Origin of the sequence: Neobacillus niacini (assembly GCF_030817595.1) — a bacterium.
GTDB lineage: Bacteria > Bacillota > Bacilli > Bacillales > Cytobacillaceae > Neobacillus > Neobacillus niacini_G.
In genome coordinates this window covers 3,788,062-3,806,124 of sequence record NZ_JAUSZN010000001.1, presented here as the reverse complement: position 1 = coordinate 3,806,124, position 18,063 = coordinate 3,788,062, and the positions used below count along the sequence as shown (strand labels likewise).

The following is an 18,063-nucleotide window of genomic DNA, read 5'->3' as shown; positions in this document are numbered from 1 at the left end:
CGAGTGTGAACCTTTTAGAACAGATTCTAAGTAATCAAAATATGAATGAAGCTTACCTGCGGGTCTATAAAAATAAAGGTGCAAGTGGCGTCGATGGAGTAACAGTCGAAGAACTAAAGCAATATCTGAGAGAGAACAAGGATGAGTTACGTCAGCGCATCAGAACAAGAAAATACCAACCACAGGCTGCCTTAAGAGTGGAAATCCCAAAAGAAAATGGCAAGATGCGCAAGTTGGGAATACCAACAGTAGTGGATAGAGTAGTTCAACAAGCTATTCATCAAGCTCTCAGTCCGATATTTGAAAAGCAATTCAGTGAATTCAGTTACGGCTTTAGACCAAAAAGAAGCTGTGAGATGGCTATTATAAAAAGCTTGGAATTTCTGAATGATGGACACGATTGGGTGGTAGACATTGACCTCGAAAGATTCTTCGATACAGTCCATCACGATAAACTCATGCGGATTATCGCTAACACAATAGATGATGGTGATGTCATCTCGCTAATCAGAAAATACTTAGTAAGTGGAGTCATGGTGAAAGGGAAATATGAAGAAACACCAGTCGGGACTCCGCAAGGAGGGAACCTTAGCCCATTATTGAGTAATATTATGTTAAATGAACTCGATAAGGAACTAGAGAAAAGAGGGCTAAGGTTCGTGAGATACGCTGATGACGCTCTCATCTTTGTGAAGAGTGAGGCAGCAGCAAACAGAGTGATGAAATCAATCGTGAGATTTATAGAAGGAAAACTAGGATTAATAGTTAATGTGGAGAAGAGCAAAATCACTCGCCCAAAAGATTTAAAATTCTTAGGATTCGGGTTTTATTACGATACTAAAAACAAGAGGTATCAAGTAAAACCCCATCTTATGTCAATACAGAAGTTTCAAAGGAAGCTTCGAAAATTAACAAAGCGAAACTGGAGTGTTCCGCCAGACTTCCGAATTTTAAAACTGAAACAAGTCATACTTGGGTGGGTTAATTACTTTAGAATCTCAAATATGAAAAAAGCAATGAGTGAGATAGATCAGAAGCTTCGCTCCAGAATTAGAGTCATCATTTGGAAGCAATGGAAGGTACCTAGAAAACAAATTAAATCGCTTATTCAATTAGGGATTCCGGAGGAAGAAGCGAAAGGATTAACCTTCTGTCGAAAAGGTTACCGGTACATTGGACTATCAAAAGTTGTCCAAAGAGCAATCTCAAACAAAAGACTAAAGCAGAGGGGACTTCCCTCTGCTTCAGAACATTATCTAAAAGTACACACTGTAATATAAATTGAACCGCCGTATACGGAACCGTATGTACGGTGGTGTGAGAGGGGCGAAAATAATCAACTTATTTTCCCTCTACTCGATTTGAATACTACATAGGTGGCAGAAAAATTTTAATAAAAAATTCCAAAATGGAACATTTAAAAAATGCGAATCGTCTAATTACAAATACAAGGCATGGGAGGAGAAACTGAACGCATGGCTGACAACCCAAACTCAGAACCCATAAAACATTTGAATCGTGAAGAGAAGCTGAAATGGTTAATGAACGCTTACGGTAATGATGTTATTAGAATTGCTTATACTTACTTGAAACACAAACAGATGGCAGAAGATGTAGCACAAGAGGTTTTTATAAAGTGTTACGAGAAAATGGATTCCTTTCGAAACGAATCATCTTATAAAACATGGCTGATAAGAATTACTGTGAACCAAAGTAAAGATGTCATAAAAAGTTGGACTTTTAAAAATTTGTATTTTACGGATATTTTTAAGCCTAAACCGACCTTATCTTCTTCTCTACAGCATTCATTTTCGAGTGTGGAGGAAAATCAATTGATTTCAAAACAAGTAATAGAGCTGCCGGTGAAATTAAGAGAGGTCATTATCTTGTTTTATTATCAGGAGTTTTCTATTGAGGAAATATCGGACATGCTTAAGCTCAATTCAAATACGGTTAGAACTAGATTACATCGGGGACGCCAAAAACTTAAAGCAGGTTATGAAGGAGCGTGGGCAATTAGTGGAAAATAGTCTGGAAAATTTAAAAGAAAAAATGGATGAAACCATTTTGAAAGACGTGTATTTTGATGATAAGCAGTATCAAAAAGTCTTGAACTCAATTAAAAAATCCAAGTTTCAAAGGCAGGTTTTTCCGCTTAAAAATAAGTTTAATACTGTTCTTAGCGCTTCAGTGGTTTCTTTAATGTTTTTAGGGATCACCTATTTTGTAGGGACGCAGCTAAATTTATTTAATGGTCCTGAAGTGAAACAAGCTAATGAACGAAAGGAGAATATGCAAGAATCTCTAGAGCCTTCCAATGAGAAAACGGCATATATTCCATCCAAGCAAGAAGAAAACTATGATGAAATGACTAAAGAAGAAATCCTCACAAAAATGATAAACACGGTAGATTATTTTGAAACGGCTATAGGAGAATTCAAGTCCTTTTCTGGGGGTGACCCAGGTTATACAGTAATTGAATATGCGATTAGTTTGAAAAATCAACCAGGTGGATACGGAAAAAGAACGTATATGGAAAATGGTAAAAACGAGACATTTTATGAATACTATAAAGATGGAACGTTATGGAATTTAATGGAACAGACACACACTTACAGTCAAATGAGTTATTCAGAAGGAAGTGGTTCAGGCACATTAAAGATAGAAGAGGCATTTTCAAAAGATAGTGAAGGGATTAACGTTACAAAATATCGTGAGAGACCTCCAATTGGTTCGGCAAATGAAACATTATTTCCTTATGAGATAGCCTCAAACTATACACGAGATTTAAGTAAATGGGAAATAGAAAAGCAAAATGAGGAATTACTGGGTCATAACACGCTTGTAATCAAAGGGACTAAAAACCATAGGGATTTCCAAACATTCCGCTTTTGGGTAGATAAGGATACGGGGATATTGGTTAAGTATGAAACATATAATTCTGCTGGTGACGTTGTGGATTACTTATATCCGTCAAAACTTGAAATTAATGTTCCAATTGATAGTGAACAATTCAAACCCAATTTAGATGGTTATAGAATAGATGACCTATCTGAGAAACCTAGTATAACAACTGGTAATATCGATGAGCAAATCCCTGAAGAATTAAAGGCACAATGGGAAGAAGTAAAGAAGAATCCGAATGAAACAGCGATACTTCATTTGAATAATAAGTGGTATATTCATGTCAAAAGAGGATACCTTGTCAACTATATAGACGAAGAAAAAGGTATACTGTATTTTGCAAAAGCCTCCGCTGCTAAGTCACTGCTTAATTTCCATGCCCTTGTTGAGGGATATAACGTAGAAACTTTAAAAATGGTTTATGAGTAAGTCAACGAAAGGTGACCGTCATTTGGCGGTCCTTTTTAGTACAAATAACATAAGTTCCAAAGTGTACTTTGAGTACAAGATTATGAGGTTTTGTTCTTAAAGTAATGTGCAGGCTAGTTTAATAAAAAGTAATGTGGAGGGGCTAAATTATTTTACATACAGAATTGTTCAAACGAACTGGTGTGACTCTTCAAAATGAAGGTCGTTTATTTATCGCTAAAAGAAAGGATTGTGAAGGGATACTTAAACAGTATCTAGTCAATCATTAACAAAAGGTTTAGGTATTCGAAAGAATAGAAAAAGGCAGGCGTCTTTTGCACGCCTGCCTTCATACTATATTGAATCAATGTTCGTGTCTCCATAGTTAATAGGGACATACTGATGGGAGCTCGGTTAATTCTTATTCAGATGCGTTCAGCCATTCGGGTCCGACATCGCTCGGATGTAAAGGCTTAATCCTTATAGGAGCTTTGGATACCTCATCCGCTCCAGCATCCCTGTTTCCTTGAGGTCGGGGCTGGCCATCCATATCATCCATTACGGAGTAAGGCCCGTTTTTCAATGCGTTGATAATCGGACTTTTTTCGCCCGCACGGTATAATCCGTCTTCTGCCAAAGCCAGTTGAGGATTTTGCTGCTTAATCCCTGCGACCGGCCAGATCCCGAGTTCGGCGCCATACATGAAATTTCCTTCATACGTAAGAGCTGCTGCATCGTCGATTACCTTAAGAAGAGGAAGCTTAACGTTCCCGCTTGCCTGTATAACGTTATTTGCTATAATCGTGTCTACTGGCGCTAACGTATTCGTACCGCTTTTTTTATCGCCAACGATGATGTTGTTATCATTGTTCACGAGTGTGTTGTGAGTAATGAGAACATTTTTGACTTGAAAATATTTGTTGAGAGCCGAGTTAGGTATGCCATTGGTTAGAACAATGGCCCCACGTGTCGTATTGCTGCCAACAATGCCACTGATATAATTGTTGGCTATCACATGGTCTTCGCCTATAACGCGGATCGCGCCTGCGTTTGCCTTGCCATTGGCGAAAAAGAAGTTGTTTTCAATGTGCGTTCCATTGCCATGACGAAGCGTGACGGTCGCTGCATTATTCAAAAATGTATTGCCGCGAATCACATTCTTCCCTGATTTAACCGAAACCATTTCGATTTCTCCATCATTGTTCTCGAACAGGTTGTTCTCTACCGTTGTATAAGAATCCGAGAGCGAATAGGTACTCGTTCCGATTCTCAGCGTTTCCGCTTCATTACTAATCATTTGTCCACTATCGTCGAGCAGGATGGGCCGGCCGGCAAAATGATTGTGATCAATGACATGGTGCTGCTCGCCCGCCTGCTCTCTCCAAACTACCATCGTTGCACCAATATTTTTCTTACCTTTGAAATAGGAATGGTCCACCCTGTTATAGCTTCCGTATAATCCCAACCCACTTCGTGTTCTTTTCATTGCTCGGAGGGTTATAATCAATCATTTGGACGTTAGTAAGACGGGAATGCGTCGCTTCAAGATCTCCCACCCTGAACTCAATGACACCGGAATCATCGATATCTCCCCCATCTTTGAATACCAAGCCGTCCACCACAAGATACGATCCTCCGATGTTGAGTGTGGAGGCGCCGCTGAGCACTACCTGACCCGGTGTTTCCGCTCGCAGAGTGATGGGTTTATTCTGCTTGCCTACGCCTTCCATCACAATGGCAGCATCCTTCCATACTCCGTTCCTCATCACAATCGTATCACCGGGTTGCGCTTTGCTCATCGCTGCAGAAATTTCGTCCACAGAAGAGACCTTCACTAACGATTCCTCAGCCGATGCACCGAAAGGGATTGAGGAGAAAGCGGTTACAATACAAACCGACAATAAAGATTTCCATAACTTTTTCACTATACTGCCTCCTTTTTGTAAATCTACGGATATTATCCTATACTTTCCGGGACAAGTTTATGGTTTTTTTTAGCTTGACTATGGATTTATTTGGTAAAGAAAATGCATAGGTCCCTATGATAACGCTGTGGCGGAAGCAACATTTAAGATCTTCAAGACGGAATTCGCTAACCAAGCTCATTTTCGAAGCAAGTCCATAGGGGGAATAGACTAAGGAGGATTAATACTCCTTTTTGTTGAATCTTCTTAATAAACTTTAGTAGGTAGTTCTCTGGAGAATCATAAAAAAAAATTAAGGAAGGGGAAGTTTATGAACTTTAAATCTCCACAAATTAATCTATATGTTGATAATATAGAGAAATCAAAAGGGTTTTATCAAAAACTGGGCTTTACACAAACCTTTGTAGCTGAAATAGATGGTAAGCCTGTACATTATGAACTAATATTGGATGGTTTCAAGTTAGGTATAGCCACTAAAAAGTCAACAAAAGAAATTCACGGTTTAAATCCTGGAAAAAATATGGGTTGTGAAATTGTAGTATGGACAGAAGATACCGATTCAGCCATTCAATATTTAATTGCAAATGGTGCTACTATATTATCTAATCCTCATAATTTTTTAAATGATTTAAGGTCGGGTTGGGTACAAGACCCTGATGGTAACCCAATACAAATCGTTTGTAAAAGAAAAAAATGAGTTTTCTTCAACAAAAAGAGGCGTTAATCCAAGAAGGATTAACGCCTCTTTTTGTATAATTAATCCTTGTTAAGCCACGGGAAGTTTCCCCATTAGAACTGCTGCAAAATAATAGCAGCCCTTTTTTTTATTAAAAAATGGAACCTTTCTGTATAAATGCGGTTTAAAAAAACATTTTTAGTTACAAATTCAAGTTTTTCGATAGGTCATTGAACCCATTAAGACAAAGCTTATCCAGAATTATTCTTAGTTAGTGTCCTTACTTCAGAGGAATCCAAATTTCAGAATAATAATCAGAACTAGATGGATTTCCATTTGAGTAGACTTCTAAATCTGGGGTTCCCGCATGCTGATAATGGCTGGATGGAAACCATTCCGAGATGATTTGTTTCCAAGTATTCTGCATAGCATCCGGCATAGCTCCGTGTACTTCAAATACACCCCACTTGGAAGCGGGAACCTCAAGTTCCAAAAGACCTTCAGGTGTTTCACCCTTATGATCTGTACCGATCCAGTAATCCATTAATGGGGAACCAGGTGCGCGTTTATCGACACATACCCCAAGGACACCTTTAAGTTGACCATTATTTAATTCAAATAATAAATCATTTGTTCCATCAACATGGACATCATCCCACATTTTAGGAATCCCAGCTAAGTTCTCCCCATTTTCACAGGAAAATTCGCGCTTTACACCGACAACTTTAAAACTTTCTTTTTCCACAATTTTGTAGTTCATAGGTTCTGCCCCTTTCAAATTTACCTGGATCGCCAGGCGGTTATAAGATATCAGCTTTCCTGTGTAATTACGTGCCTGACTTGGTGTGATTCCATGCTGCCTCCGGAAAGCTTTTGCAAAAGATTCAGGAGTGTCGTAGCCATATTTTAGGGCGACATCAATTATTTTGCTTTCAGTTGTAGAAAGGTCTTGGGCTGCTAGTGTTAAACGTCTGCGTCGAAGATATTCACCTACAGTTATGTCTGTAAGTACTGAAAAAATACGTTGAAAGTGAAACTCCGATACATTGGCTTGTTTCGCTATACCTTCGATTGTAATCTCATCAAGTAAATGCTCTTCCATATAGTCAATTGCTTTCTGTAATGATTCTACCCAACCCATATCGCTCACTCCTTATGTACATGGTAACAACCGCTGCCATTTAAATCCTGTCATTTTCTGCTCTATTTTAACAGATACCGTCTAGGAACCAATTAATATTCTCGTTAGTAATGATAAATTTCTGAAATATTCGTTAAAAACGCTCTGTTTTTAGGATGCTGTCAATCCTCTTTTTTACTATAATTACTGGTAATTTTACCTGAGATTAGTAGATTATGAAATAACACAGAGAAGATTTAGGAATAACTGAAAAGACTTTTATTATAAGTAAAAATCCAAATTTAGGGGTACTAATCTGGAGATGTAGTGTTTTTGATTGTAAAATCCTGCCTGAAATATGACAAAAAACATATGTTAAGATGAGTTTGTTAAAAACAGCAAACTTCTAGGAGGATTTAATTATGATTAAGAAAAAGGCTCTTTTAACCCTAGCTGCTGCGGCGGCAGTCGTAATGGCCAATCCAGTATTAAATAAGGCAGAGGCTGCTGACTTTACTCCAGTTGTTCAGGAAAAGGTCTATGTTTATCAAGGATCAAATCTGAATGATATTAATAGTGTTATTGAAAAATATCTTGCTAGTTTTGGATATAAAGTGACGGTACCAACTCAAACACAAACAAATGTACCTGCACAAACTCAACAGACAACTCCAACAATAACAACGACACAGCCAGTGCAGGAACAGTCAGTGACAACAACGCAACCAACGACAACACAAACTACTAGTACTTTAAGTGCCTATGAGCAAAAAGTGGTCGACCTTACCAATCAAGAGCGTACCAAAAATGGATTGCCTGCTCTTAAAGTGGATTTAACACTTAGCAAAATGGCACGTGAAAAATCTCGTGATATGTCTGCTAACGGTTACTTTAGCCATACAAGCCCAACATATGGCTCACCATTTGATATGATGAAAAAATACGGAATCTCTTATCGTTATGCTGGTGAAAATATTGCTATGGGGCAGCGAACACCTGAAGAAGTAGTAAAAGCTTGGATGAATAGTGAAGGTCACCGTAAGAACATCCTTAGCCCGAACTTCAACTATATTGGTGTTGGACATGTCTCACAAGGAAACTATTGGACACAAGAGTTTATCGGTAAATAGATTTAATCTTAATAGCTTGGGGATAATTATATCCTCAAGCTTTTTTAGTGGGATTGCAGTGTTTGTAGAATTTAGTAAAAAGTGAAAATCCCTAATCGACAAAAAATTTTCTAGGAAATAAATAAGAGTTGGTTTTACATAAGGGGTGAAGCTGACATTAATACAACGTTTGTTTAACAATATTTCCTTAAAATAATGTCGATAACCAAATAAATATGTAAAGTAAAAAACAATAAATCGACACGACCCTGTAATTGTGTTGACACAACCCTTTGGTAACCTAATTTAAAATGCTGATTTTGGTTAGGAGATTATGAAATGAGAAGGAGAAAAAGACGGAGGCTTAAATGGCGTAATATAATACGTTTGTTTATATTTATATTCCTTATTGTTGGAGGCATCTATGGGTTTACAGTCTATAAATCTTTTAATAGTGCAGTAGCAACAATGCATGAACCGCTCGATGACAAACAAAATAGTGAAAAGCAGCCTAAGGCATTAAAAAAGAAAGAACCATTTTCCGTTTTAATGCTTGGTGTGGATGAGCGTGAAGGAGATAGCGGGCGTTCTGACACGATGATTGTGTTAACAGTAAATCCAAACAATAATTCTGTAAAAATGCTGAGTATTCCAAGGGATACCATGACAGAGATTGTCGGTAAGGGAAAAGAAGATAAGATTAACCATGCTTACGCATTTGGCGGTGTTCCAATGGCGGTAGATACGGTGGAGAACTTCCTTGATATTCCAATTGATTATTACGTCAAAATTAATATGGAAGGCTTTAAGGATATTATTGATACAGTGGGCGGGATTAATGTCGAGAATGATCTTGCTTTTAAAATAGAAGGATTTAGTTTTCCTGCAGGTAAGATTCATCTAAATGGCGAGGAAGCATTAGCTTTCATCAGAATGAGATACGATGATCCGAATGGAGACTTTGGCCGTCAAGAACGTCAACGCCAAGTGATTCAAGCGGTAATCAAAGAGGGTGCAAGCATCACTAGCTTATCGAAAGCCCCGGATATCTTTCAAGCGATCGGCAGTAATATTAAAACAAATCTTACATTCGAAGAAATGATAAGCATCCAAAAGAATTATAAAGAAGCTGGGAAACACATTGAACAGCTGACCATTATATCAGAAGGTAAAATGATTGATAATATCTATTATGGAATTGTAACGATAGCAGAACAACAGCGCATTCAGGGTGAATTGAAAGCTCAATTAGAAATGAATAGCGATAGCTAATTTTATTAGCTTAAAATTCCGAGTAAAGGACTGGCGATGATCATCCCCAGTCCTTTACTATTTCTAAAACTACCACTGTTAAAGGAGGTTTTTAGTAACCGACAGAGAAATAATTTAAATACCTTTAGAGTGGAGATGCAAAGAATATGTATATACCAAAACATTTTACTATTAAAAATGAAGAAGTCATCTATGACTTTATTGAAAAGAATAGCTTTGCTACCTTGTTTTCTCAGCATAATGGGGAACCATACGCTACTCATCTGCCACTCCTTTTAAATAAAGAAGAAGGCTTTTTATATGGACATTTTGCCCGTACTAACCAGCAGTGGAAGGATATTGAAGGTCAAAATGTTCTTGTTATCTTTCAAGGTCCTCATTGCTATATTTCACCATCCTGGTATGAGACCAACCAGGCTGTACCAACTTGGAATTATATTGCTATACACGTTTATGGTGAGTTGGAGATTGTCGAAGAAGAAAAGGAAGTATTTGAATCATTGGTAGACATGGTAAGTAAATATGAAAAAATAGATAGTTCCTATCATTTAGAGAACGTTGATGAAACTTATATAAAGGGCATGAGTAAAGGTATTGTAGGTTTTAAAATCAACATTAACAAAATTGAGGGGAAAGCCAAACTAAGTCAAAATCATCCGGAAGCCAGACAAGAATTAATCATTAAGCAATTAGAAAATAGTGCAGATCAAAATGATATATTAATAGCACAACTAATGAAGAAAAATATTGAAAAAAAGTAATGGTTGACTGTGTGGTGGTGTACAACATAGCAAATTAGCTTTGTTTTAGGAAAAGGTGGAACAAGAAACGGTTAAAGTTTAATAGTAAAACAAAGGCGGACAGGAGCATTCAATGTTCGCCTTTTTACTAATTAATTTCCATACATAGAAGAAAGAAAACATAAATATTAATATGAAGGGCAAGAAACATTCCTTAAAAAGGAGGTGGGGGAAATTTGGAAGCAAGTGGAGGGAGTGTAACCTTAAATCCTTATATCATATCCACTTTTCGGTCACTAGTTGAAGCTATCATTCCACCCCATCTTAAACAAAAAGATTATATTGGAACTGTTCCTGTGGCCGGAGCTCAGGAATTACATGTTTATGAGTATGTTATTTGGATATTAGATCATTCAATTGCTTTCCCTGTAAAAGAGCAGCTTAAGTTAGTTAATGGTTCCATGTCAAAATCCACTGCTGAATTGCTGGACCTAGGAGCTGCCCGATTAATCCAGACGGGGCAGATTCTTTACCCATTAAATGTAACAGCATATCCTAGCGGGGGTCCTTTCTCTGCACTTTCACCATTAGATAGGTTAAGGGCGATTACCCTAATAGAACGCCTAGACATTAATTTTGAAAACTTGAGCATTCCATACAAAAATAACCCGGGACTCGTTCGAAATATGATGGATGTACTAAATCAACTTCCCATGTTTGGCCACTATTCGGAATGGACGGCGTACGGAACCACACGACTACTTTCTCCTGAATACAGAAGAGTCGAATATTTTCCACCTGGATGGTTCCAGGCCCAGTATCCAGGTCCATCTTTTGGATACCGGGATTTTCGCGGGTTCTTAGCAATCATCCAGCACAAGAAGGTGGTTGACTAATGGCTAATCAAGACGTGATTGTAATTGGTGCTGGCGGCGGAGGAGCTGTTATAGCGAAAGAGCTGGGAGAATTGGGGTTAAAGGTTTTGGTCTTAGAAGCTGGTCCCTGGTACGGGAATAAAAAGTGGCCTAATCCAAATTTACAGCCCGGAGGAGTATCCAGTTCTACAAAAGATGACTTGGATGTCATGCTCTATAAAAAATTATTAAACAAGTTTGAAATGAATATAAATGATTTAGTTTCAGGAAGGTTTCGCTGGGGCCCGGCGGATCGTAGTCGTTCTCAATGGTTTCGGAACGCTAATCAAAAAGGCGTAATTTGGCAATGCTCCGGTGTCGGAGGAACCACCCAAACCTATACGGCTAATTGTCCACGAGCCTATCCAGCGGCAATTGATAATGTCTGGCCGCTTTCTTACCGGGAACTTGTACCATATTATGAAAAAGTGGAAGCGACATTACCGGTGAACTTTGCGGCCACGACAGCAAAGGAGGAATTATTTTATTATGGTGCAAAGAAAGCAGGCTGGAATTTGATTCCTACACTGGATGTGACAGGTCCAGGGTATAGGCCGCAGCCGAATGCAATTTTGCCTCCTAATGAAAATATCACAAATCTAAATATCACTGACGAACAATTATCATGGATGGAAGGCTGCACGCTTGCGGGGCATTGCATTAACGGCTGCCCACATGGTCCATCTATAGATAAAATTGCAAAACGGTCCACGAATGTCAGCTATGTGCCACTTGCTTTAAACACAGGGAATGTTTGTATTAGACCAAATGCCTTTGTTATAAAAATCATAACAGAAAATAACCCGTCCAAGGGGCTTCATGCCATAGGCGTAAATATTAGGGATACTTGGACGGGTGAACAGGAAGAGCTAAGGGCAGAAATCATTATAATGGCTTCTGGAAGCATTGAAAGCCCAAGGCTTTGGTTTAATTCAGGATTGCCTGATAATCCATGGGTAGGAAAAGGATTGGTAAATCATTATATGGATTGGGTATCCGGCATATTTGATGAAAAGGATTTGATCCCTATATTAGGAACCTCAGATATTTATCCCTTTGTAGGAAATACATGCGCGGCGAGATTGGATTATCCCGGACTTGGAACTCTGCAGTCGGTTGGGATGAGTCCAGGCTTAACGGCTTCTTTCTATGCGGTGAGTGAGTCAGGTTACTCTTTTCTAAACAAGCCTGAGATGAATGATCCGTGGGATATTAAGGGACGTCTATACGGTTATGAATTAAAAGAATCAATGGATTCCTACCGTAAAACGTTAAATATTTTAGTCAGTACCGATGATGAAGTAGACCAGCGGAACGGGATTACGCTTGATGCATCAATTAGTGATGAAAATGGATTTGTTCCTGTTGTAAGCTACCAGCCAACTAAGCAGTCACGCAGGAAACGGAGTCAACTTGTTAAGATAGCAGCAGACCTGTTAAGGAAGGCAGGGGCCAAAAAAGTTATTTGGACAAATTGGCCGGCAGGAATGATGATTCATATAGAAAGTACGATGCGTATGGGATTTGTCGTTGATCAGGACTGCGAATCATTTCAAGTAAAACGGTTATATATCGCTGATAACAGTGTCCATTTTAATAGTCTGGGCGGTGTCAATCCTACCCTTACCACACAAGCATTGGCTACCCGTACAGCCGAAAAATTATTTAAAAAGTATTTTAATTAGCATGCTTTAGGGATTAAATGGAAAAGCTACCAACATAAAAAATCAATGTTTGGTGGGATTTTCTAACATGAAGGTACTTGAACTAATACAAGATATATTTCAACCATTTATGGACGGTAAGAAAAGACCTTTAAATGTGATGGAGGTTTCTAATCTATGGTTTTTTCTTTTAGGTACAGAAACAACGATGCGAAATGAAGAAATCGGAATCAATCTTGCCCAAGATCCAGAATTGAAACAAATATTAAAGGATATAAAGGAAACCGTGCATATTCCGATTAGAGATGAGCTTAAAGAGTTTCTTATGAAGGAAGGTGTACCTTTTCCTCAATCTACACCGGAAAAACCTGCTGTTGATTTTAAGGATATTTCAGAGGGTGCTAAATTAAATGATGAAGAACTTGCTAATTTAATGTCTTATAATCTTGCTATGGGTGTTAATTATGCTTCCAAAGGGCTTACTGAATCTATTCGGGCGGATGTTGGATTAATGTTCTCGAAGATTATCGTGAGGAAAACAACAGCTGGCTTAATTATGAAACAGTATTTGGATCGCCATGAATGGCTTCGAATTCCACCTTATTACAAAGCATAGGTTTAATTAAGTTGCAGAAAACATCTAAAATGTTCTGTTTTCGGGTGCTTTCTTAATAAATGACACAAGAATTGACGTATGAATGGGCATACGTCTTTTTCTTTGTTTATCAATTGATGGTAAGCCCGTTCATTATGAATTAATTTTAGATGGTTTTAAGTTAGGTATAGCATCTACAGAATCCACAAAAGAAATTCACGGGTTAACCCCTGGTGAAAACATGGGTTGCGAAATTGTAGTATGGACAGAAGATACAGATTCATCCATTCAGTATTTAATTGAGAATGGTGCTACTATGTTATCTCTCCCTCATAATTTTTTAAATGATTTAAGGTCGGGTTGGGTACAAGACCCTGATGGAAACCAATACAAATTGTTTGTAAAAGAATAAAGTAAGTTTTTTCAACTACCAGGTGCTTTACTGAAATTAGGTTTAGGTAATCCTAATAAAGAAACTGGCTAATTACTATGGGGATTTTTGTTTTTTATATACGAATAATGTTGTCAGGACGACCACCATTTAGGCACTTTTAGAAAAGCCCTCAGTATGGAAATCTTTAAAACATCTTAGGTTTTTTCATACGATAAAATTAAAAGCCTATTGACAGTAGTGGTCGAATTAAATAAAATTTATTTATTAATCAATAAATAAACGAGGATGGTAGCACACGTGGCAGTACGAGAAGATAAAAAAGAAATCATAATAGAAAACGCTGTAGGGGTCTTCGCTGAAAGGGGGTATTATAAAGCAACCACTGCAATGGTAGCAAAGGCTGCTGGAGTGACACAGCCTTATGTGTTTCATTTTTTTGAAAACAAGGAAGAATTATTCAAGGCAGTAATTGATCGTGCATTTAGCCGTATCTATGATACTTTTGCAGAAGTTAATGCACCAGCAGACCAATTAGTTGAAACAATGGGGCATGCGTTTGAACAAATAATCCAAACGCATCGTGATGAAGTATTGATGGTTATGCAGGCACACGCCATATCTGATCCGGGTATTCGGGAACATGTGAGCAGCTTGTTTCTTAAGATTTTTGAATCTTTAACTTTGAAATTTGATAAAGCAGGCATACCTAATGCAAAAGAAACAGCTGCCCATTTTATTGGAACAGGGCTTTTAATAACCTTAGCTGAGGTGTTAAATCTACCGCAATTAACTCACGGGAAAGATCATTGTTAAAAAGGTGCAGCTCAGCTCCCCTTTTTTTGAAATCTTATTTATTGACTGATAAATAAATAAAATAGGAATATTTTTTTTGTGGTCGATATTTTTTTGAAGTTTTATTTATTGATTGATAAATAAATCGAAGAAAGTAGGGATTTTTATGTGGAAGGTAATGAAAGTTAACCAAATTGAAAATGGACCATCTGTTAAGCTTTTTGAAGGAGAACGAGCTCTTATAATCACAGGATTAATCGGTTTTTTACTATCGGCGGGCATTTTTATATTTATCTTTTTTAACGACCCCATTATTGCACCAGAAGGGAATATGAGAGATGCTTTTTCTTTCAATGCTGCTATCGGCATGTTTATTCTATCTATCGCTGCCATCCTTCCCCTTTCGAGATTTGGAACAAGAAAAAGAAAAGTTGTGCGTTGGCTCTTTATCATCGCAAGCATATATTCATATACGATTGAAACCCTTCAGAACTTTAGAGGCATTAATCCAAGATTTTCACGTGAAGGGGCGGTAGTCGATATCGTTGCCGGCATGCTATTTGGGGTTATTTCTTTAGTACTTGTAGCACTAACCATTGTGCTTATGGTTCATTTTTTACGGATGAAACAACCTCATGGACGTCCATTGCTGATAATGGGGATTCGTTATGCATTTCTCTCAGTCTTAGCAGCAAATAGTGCAGGGATATGGATGATTCTTCTTCAAGACCGGCTTACAGGGGGGGCTGGTAATTTAATTGTTATACATGGAGTGGGATTCCATGCATTACAAACGTTAATTCTCCCTGCTTGGCTTTTGGAAAAGGCTCAGATCCATGAAAAATTTAAAAAGATTTTGATTCATGCTGGCAGCATTGCTTGGATGCTCATGATATTAGTGTTAGGGATCCAAACTGCATTGGGGCAAACAGTTTTCGAGATAACCATATTACCCATCATTGCATTATTATTTTTTCTAATTTGGTTTGGAACAGTATGTGTAGCTTGTAGGTTGCTGGTTAAAAAGAGAAGAAAAATCACTGTCACTGCTAAGGTACTAGAGTGACCGATTATGAAAAAGCAGTGGCTCTATGGCCACTGCAGCTTTTTGTATAATAATTTATCTTTTCCCTACTAGTGCAAATATTGCTAAAATAATAGATAGAGTGGAAAGTGGGGAATTTCATGTGCAAACTCAGGTGTTTAAGTTTAAATTAAGCACGGTCATCATTTTCTTCGTTTGTTTAGTGGTACTTGTATCATTAATGATTACGGATTTATTAATTAGTAATACGGTAAGTGAAAATATACGAAAACATCAGGAAGAGAAGGCAAGGATGGTTTCGAGGTCCATTGCAACCTCTACTATTATTATCGAGGCATTAGAGGATGACCAAAAATCGATGGAAATCCAAGAGTACACGAAAAGTATTCAAGCTGCTACAGACATGATGTTTATTGTCGTTATGGATATGAACGGAATACGCAAGTCGCACCCTAACCCTGAACAAATTGGAAAACATTTCGTAGGCGGAGATGAAAAGGAGGCACTTAAAGGGAAAGAATATGTATCAAGCTCCAATGGGACATTAGGCGAATCTTTACGTGCCTTTACACCTATCTACAATGCGACCGGTGATCAGATTGGAGTCGCTGTAGTCGGTATTGCATTGGAAAGTGTAGAAGCAGCCCTGGGTAAAAGCAACCGAAGTATTCTTACTGTTACGATACTAGGCTTGCTTGTTGGTATCATTGGTGCTGTTTTACTAGCGAGGTATATTAAGAGAATCCTTTTTGGACTTGAACCTTTTGCGATTGCGAAGATTTTTGTAGAACGGAGTACCATGCTTGAGTCTGTGCATGAGGGAATCATTGCAGTTGATAATGAACAGACCATTACGCTGGTTAATCGATCAGCAAGGCAAATTTTTAAAAAGGCAGGGCTTTCTAAGGATCCGGTGGGAATGAAAATTTATGAGTATCTGCCTTCAACTAAACTTGATCCAGTTTTGGAGAAGGGCAAACCTGAACTGGACGAGGAACAAATGATTAACGGAGTTTCCATTTTGGTCAATTCAGTTCCGCTTTTTGTCAATGGCGAAGTGGTTGGGGCAATTTCAACCTTTAGGGACAAGACCGATGTTAAACAATTGGCAGAGCAATTAACAGGTGTGAAAACCTATGCCGAAGCACTCCGTTCCCAGTCACATGAATTTATGAATCGTCTGCATGTCATCCTAGGAATGGTTCAAATGAAGTGTTACGATGAGCTATCTGATTATATTCGAACGTTAGTCGGACCTCACAACCAGGAGCTCGGAAACATCGCGCAGTATATTAAAGACCCTGCACTGGCTGGTTTCTTTATGGGAAAATTAAGTTATGCAAGGGAAGAGCAAGTGGAGTTTAATATTGAGGTTCATACAATAATTCCCGAACCGGCGAACCCTCAGTTTACCCATGAGTTAATCACCATTCTTGGTAATTTAATAGATAACGCTATTGAGGCTATGGCTGATTCTATCGATAAAACCTTAGATGTTACCCTTCATTTTTCGGGGAAATTTTTAACAATGGAGGTTTTGGATTCAGGACCCGGGATTCCTGTTGAGATTCAAAAGAGCGTACTTGAAAAGGGGTATTCCACAAAAGGGTCAAACCGGGGCTATGGTCTTTATCTTGTTACAAAAAGTATTGAAAACTTAGGCGGAGAATTGATCATTGATTCTAAATCTTTGCTTGGAACAGAGATTCAGATAACCATTCCATATGAGATAGAGGAGGGAAATCATGATTAAGGTCCTGATAGTCGAAGATGATCCGATGGTAGCTGAATTTAACAAACGTTATCTAAAAGAAATAAAAGGTTTTAGTTTAGCTGGCATTGTGCATAACGTATCGGATGCCAAAGAGTTTCTTGAAAAGGAAGAGGTTACCCTCATTTTGCTTGATGTCTATATGCCAGGTATCAATGGCCTCGAACTGCTTCATTTTATTAGAGAACGTAAGCTGGCAGTCGATGTCATTCTCATCACAGCTGCAGCTGAAACAGAAAAAATTCAAACAGCCTTAAGGCTTGGAGCAGCAGATTATTTAATCAAGCCGTTTGAGTTTGAGCGGTTTAGTCAGGCAATGGAGAAATATAAAGATAAATCTGCCTTATTTGAAAGAAAACAAGTACTTAATCAGGAAGATTTAGATGAAAGAATTCTTTATGGTGACCAGAGGGCTTCTGGGGAATTAACGCAGGCTTTGCCTAAAGGGTTAACCAATAGCACGCTGCAGAACATTATTAATGTGATTAAATCGAAGGATGGAAGCCTATTTTCGACCGACGAAATTGCAGAAAGTACATATATTTCTAGAGTGTCAGTGCGAAAATACTTGAAATATTTAACCCAGCTCGGAGTTTTAGAGGAATCATTAACTTATGGAATTGGCAGACCGGTTTATTTTTACACATTGAAGAAGGACAAGCTAAATCAAGTATTTATGTATCTATGAAAAAGTGGCAAATGCCACTCAGATTGTCGAGAAAGGTATCTTTCTC

The 18,063-nt window shown here is 38.1% G+C and carries 18 protein-coding genes; 15 read left to right on the top strand and 3 right to left on the bottom strand.

Annotation, left to right across the window (positions count from 1 at the left end; translation table 11 throughout):
* The first annotated feature begins 5 nt into the window (after positions 1-5).
* From ltrA to QFZ31_RS18080, 3 genes are all read left to right on the top strand, one after another.
* A complete protein-coding gene (gene ltrA, locus QFZ31_RS18090; protein ID WP_307305359.1) occupies positions 6-1,280 on the top strand; it encodes a group II intron reverse transcriptase/maturase in 1,275 nt (424 codons plus the stop codon).
* 195 nt (positions 1,281-1,475) lie between these two features.
* Positions 1,476-2,030, top strand: a complete 555-nt coding sequence (locus QFZ31_RS18085; protein WP_307305357.1) for a sigma-70 family RNA polymerase sigma factor — start codon at positions 1,476-1,478, stop codon at positions 2,028-2,030.
* Positions 2,020-3,333, top strand: coding sequence for a LolA family protein (locus QFZ31_RS18080; RefSeq protein WP_307305355.1), 1,314 nt, complete (start codon positions 2,020-2,022; stop codon positions 3,331-3,333). Before QFZ31_RS18085 ends, QFZ31_RS18080 begins: the two co-directional genes overlap by 11 nt.
* 400 nt (positions 3,334-3,733) lie before the next feature.
* Here the strand turns inward: QFZ31_RS18080 and QFZ31_RS18075 are convergent, their stop codons facing one another.
* Together QFZ31_RS18075 and QFZ31_RS18070 are read right to left on the bottom strand one after the other, a co-directional pair.
* A complete protein-coding gene (locus tag QFZ31_RS18075; protein ID WP_307305353.1) occupies positions 3,734-4,750 on the bottom strand; it encodes a polysaccharide lyase 6 family protein in 1,017 nt (338 codons plus the stop codon).
* A 4-nt stretch (positions 4,751-4,754) separates the two neighbouring features.
* On the bottom strand, positions 4,755-5,237 hold the full coding sequence (locus QFZ31_RS18070; RefSeq protein WP_307305349.1) for a chondroitinase-B domain-containing protein: 483 nt from the start codon (positions 5,235-5,237) through the stop codon (positions 4,755-4,757).
* A 310-nt stretch (positions 5,238-5,547) separates the two neighbouring features.
* On the opposite strand from QFZ31_RS18070, the gene QFZ31_RS18065 reads away from it, so the two are divergent.
* Positions 5,548-5,934 (top strand): VOC family protein, encoded by a 387-nt coding sequence (locus QFZ31_RS18065; protein WP_307305347.1) that lies wholly within the window; start codon positions 5,548-5,550, stop codon positions 5,932-5,934.
* Positions 5,935-6,193: 259 nt separating this feature from the next.
* Here the strand turns inward: QFZ31_RS18065 and QFZ31_RS18060 are convergent, their stop codons facing one another.
* Entirely contained in the window at positions 6,194-7,054 is an 861-nt protein-coding gene (locus QFZ31_RS18060; RefSeq protein ID WP_307305345.1) for an AraC family transcriptional regulator, read from the bottom strand.
* A 401-nt stretch (positions 7,055-7,455) separates the two neighbouring features.
* On the opposite strand from QFZ31_RS18060, the gene QFZ31_RS18055 reads away from it, so the two are divergent.
* The 11 genes from QFZ31_RS18055 (at position 7,456) to QFZ31_RS18005 (ending at position 18,017) form a co-directional block, all read left to right on the top strand.
* On the top strand, positions 7,456-8,163 hold the full coding sequence (locus tag QFZ31_RS18055; RefSeq protein WP_307305344.1) for a CAP domain-containing protein: 708 nt from the start codon (positions 7,456-7,458) through the stop codon (positions 8,161-8,163).
* Between the two features lie 318 nt (positions 8,164-8,481).
* Entirely contained in the window at positions 8,482-9,414 is a 933-nt protein-coding gene (locus QFZ31_RS18050) for a LytR family transcriptional regulator (protein ID WP_307305342.1), read from the top strand.
* A gap of 146 nt (positions 9,415-9,560) precedes the next feature.
* Positions 9,561-10,175: an FMN-binding negative transcriptional regulator gene (locus tag QFZ31_RS18045; RefSeq protein ID WP_307305339.1), complete on the top strand. Its 615-nt coding sequence runs from the start codon at positions 9,561-9,563 to the stop codon at positions 10,173-10,175.
* A 215-nt stretch (positions 10,176-10,390) separates the two neighbouring features.
* A complete protein-coding gene (locus QFZ31_RS18040) occupies positions 10,391-11,050 on the top strand; it encodes a hypothetical protein (protein ID WP_307305337.1) in 660 nt (219 codons plus the stop codon).
* Positions 11,050-12,753, top strand: a complete 1,704-nt coding sequence (locus QFZ31_RS18035; RefSeq protein ID WP_307305333.1) for a GMC family oxidoreductase N-terminal domain-containing protein — start codon at positions 11,050-11,052, stop codon at positions 12,751-12,753. Before QFZ31_RS18040 ends, QFZ31_RS18035 begins: the two co-directional genes overlap by 1 nt.
* A 67-nt stretch (positions 12,754-12,820) precedes the next feature.
* Positions 12,821-13,348 (top strand): DUF3231 family protein, encoded by a 528-nt coding sequence (locus tag QFZ31_RS18030; RefSeq protein ID WP_307305330.1) that lies wholly within the window; start codon positions 12,821-12,823, stop codon positions 13,346-13,348.
* An 82-nt stretch (positions 13,349-13,430) separates the two neighbouring features.
* A complete protein-coding gene (locus QFZ31_RS18025) occupies positions 13,431-13,739 on the top strand; it encodes a hypothetical protein (RefSeq protein WP_307305326.1) in 309 nt (102 codons plus the stop codon).
* 279 nt (positions 13,740-14,018) lie between these two features.
* The gene (locus QFZ31_RS18020) at positions 14,019-14,534 is read left to right on the top strand and encodes a TetR/AcrR family transcriptional regulator (protein WP_307305325.1); all 516 of its coding nucleotides are present in this window, start codon (positions 14,019-14,021) and stop codon (positions 14,532-14,534) included.
* Between the two features lie 157 nt (positions 14,535-14,691).
* Positions 14,692-15,579 carry a hypothetical protein gene (locus QFZ31_RS18015; RefSeq protein ID WP_307305323.1) on the top strand — a complete coding sequence of 296 codons (888 nt, stop codon included), beginning with the start codon at positions 14,692-14,694 and terminating at the stop codon, positions 15,577-15,579.
* Positions 15,580-15,700: 121 nt separating this feature from the next.
* Positions 15,701-17,311: a DcuS/MalK family sensor histidine kinase gene (dcuS, locus tag QFZ31_RS18010; RefSeq protein WP_307305321.1), complete on the top strand. Its 1,611-nt coding sequence runs from the start codon at positions 15,701-15,703 to the stop codon at positions 17,309-17,311.
* Positions 17,304-18,017 carry a response regulator gene (locus QFZ31_RS18005; RefSeq protein WP_307305318.1) on the top strand — a complete coding sequence of 238 codons (714 nt, stop codon included), beginning with the start codon at positions 17,304-17,306 and terminating at the stop codon, positions 18,015-18,017. The genes dcuS and QFZ31_RS18005 overlap by 8 nt, the downstream gene beginning before the upstream one ends.
* Positions 18,018-18,063: the final 46 nt, after the last annotated feature.

Bases quoted from the DNA above. Each gene is read 5' to 3' on its own strand.
- QFZ31_RS18050 (WP_307305342.1), top strand. From the start codon at position 8,482: ATGAGAAGGAGAAAAAGACGGAGGCTTAAATGGCGTAATATAATACGT.
- QFZ31_RS18045 (WP_307305339.1), top strand. From the start codon at position 9,561: ATGTATATACCAAAACATTTTACTATTAAAAATGAAGAAGTCATCTAT.
- QFZ31_RS18025 (WP_307305326.1), top strand. From the start codon at position 13,431: ATGGGCATACGTCTTTTTCTTTGTTTATCAATTGATGGTAAGCCCGTT.
- QFZ31_RS18030 (WP_307305330.1), top strand. From the start codon at position 12,821: ATGAAGGTACTTGAACTAATACAAGATATATTTCAACCATTTATGGAC.
- QFZ31_RS18035 (WP_307305333.1), top strand. From the start codon at position 11,050: ATGGCTAATCAAGACGTGATTGTAATTGGTGCTGGCGGCGGAGGAGCT.
- QFZ31_RS18015 (WP_307305323.1), top strand. From the start codon at position 14,692: ATGAAAGTTAACCAAATTGAAAATGGACCATCTGTTAAGCTTTTTGAA.
- QFZ31_RS18055 (WP_307305344.1), top strand. From the start codon at position 7,456: ATGATTAAGAAAAAGGCTCTTTTAACCCTAGCTGCTGCGGCGGCAGTC.
- QFZ31_RS18060 (WP_307305345.1), bottom strand. From the start codon at position 7,054: ATGGGTTGGGTAGAATCATTACAGAAAGCAATTGACTATATGGAAGAG.
- QFZ31_RS18005 (WP_307305318.1), top strand. From the start codon at position 17,304: ATGATTAAGGTCCTGATAGTCGAAGATGATCCGATGGTAGCTGAATTT.
- QFZ31_RS18085 (WP_307305357.1), top strand. From the start codon at position 1,476: ATGGCTGACAACCCAAACTCAGAACCCATAAAACATTTGAATCGTGAA.
- QFZ31_RS18065 (WP_307305347.1), top strand. From the start codon at position 5,548: ATGAACTTTAAATCTCCACAAATTAATCTATATGTTGATAATATAGAG.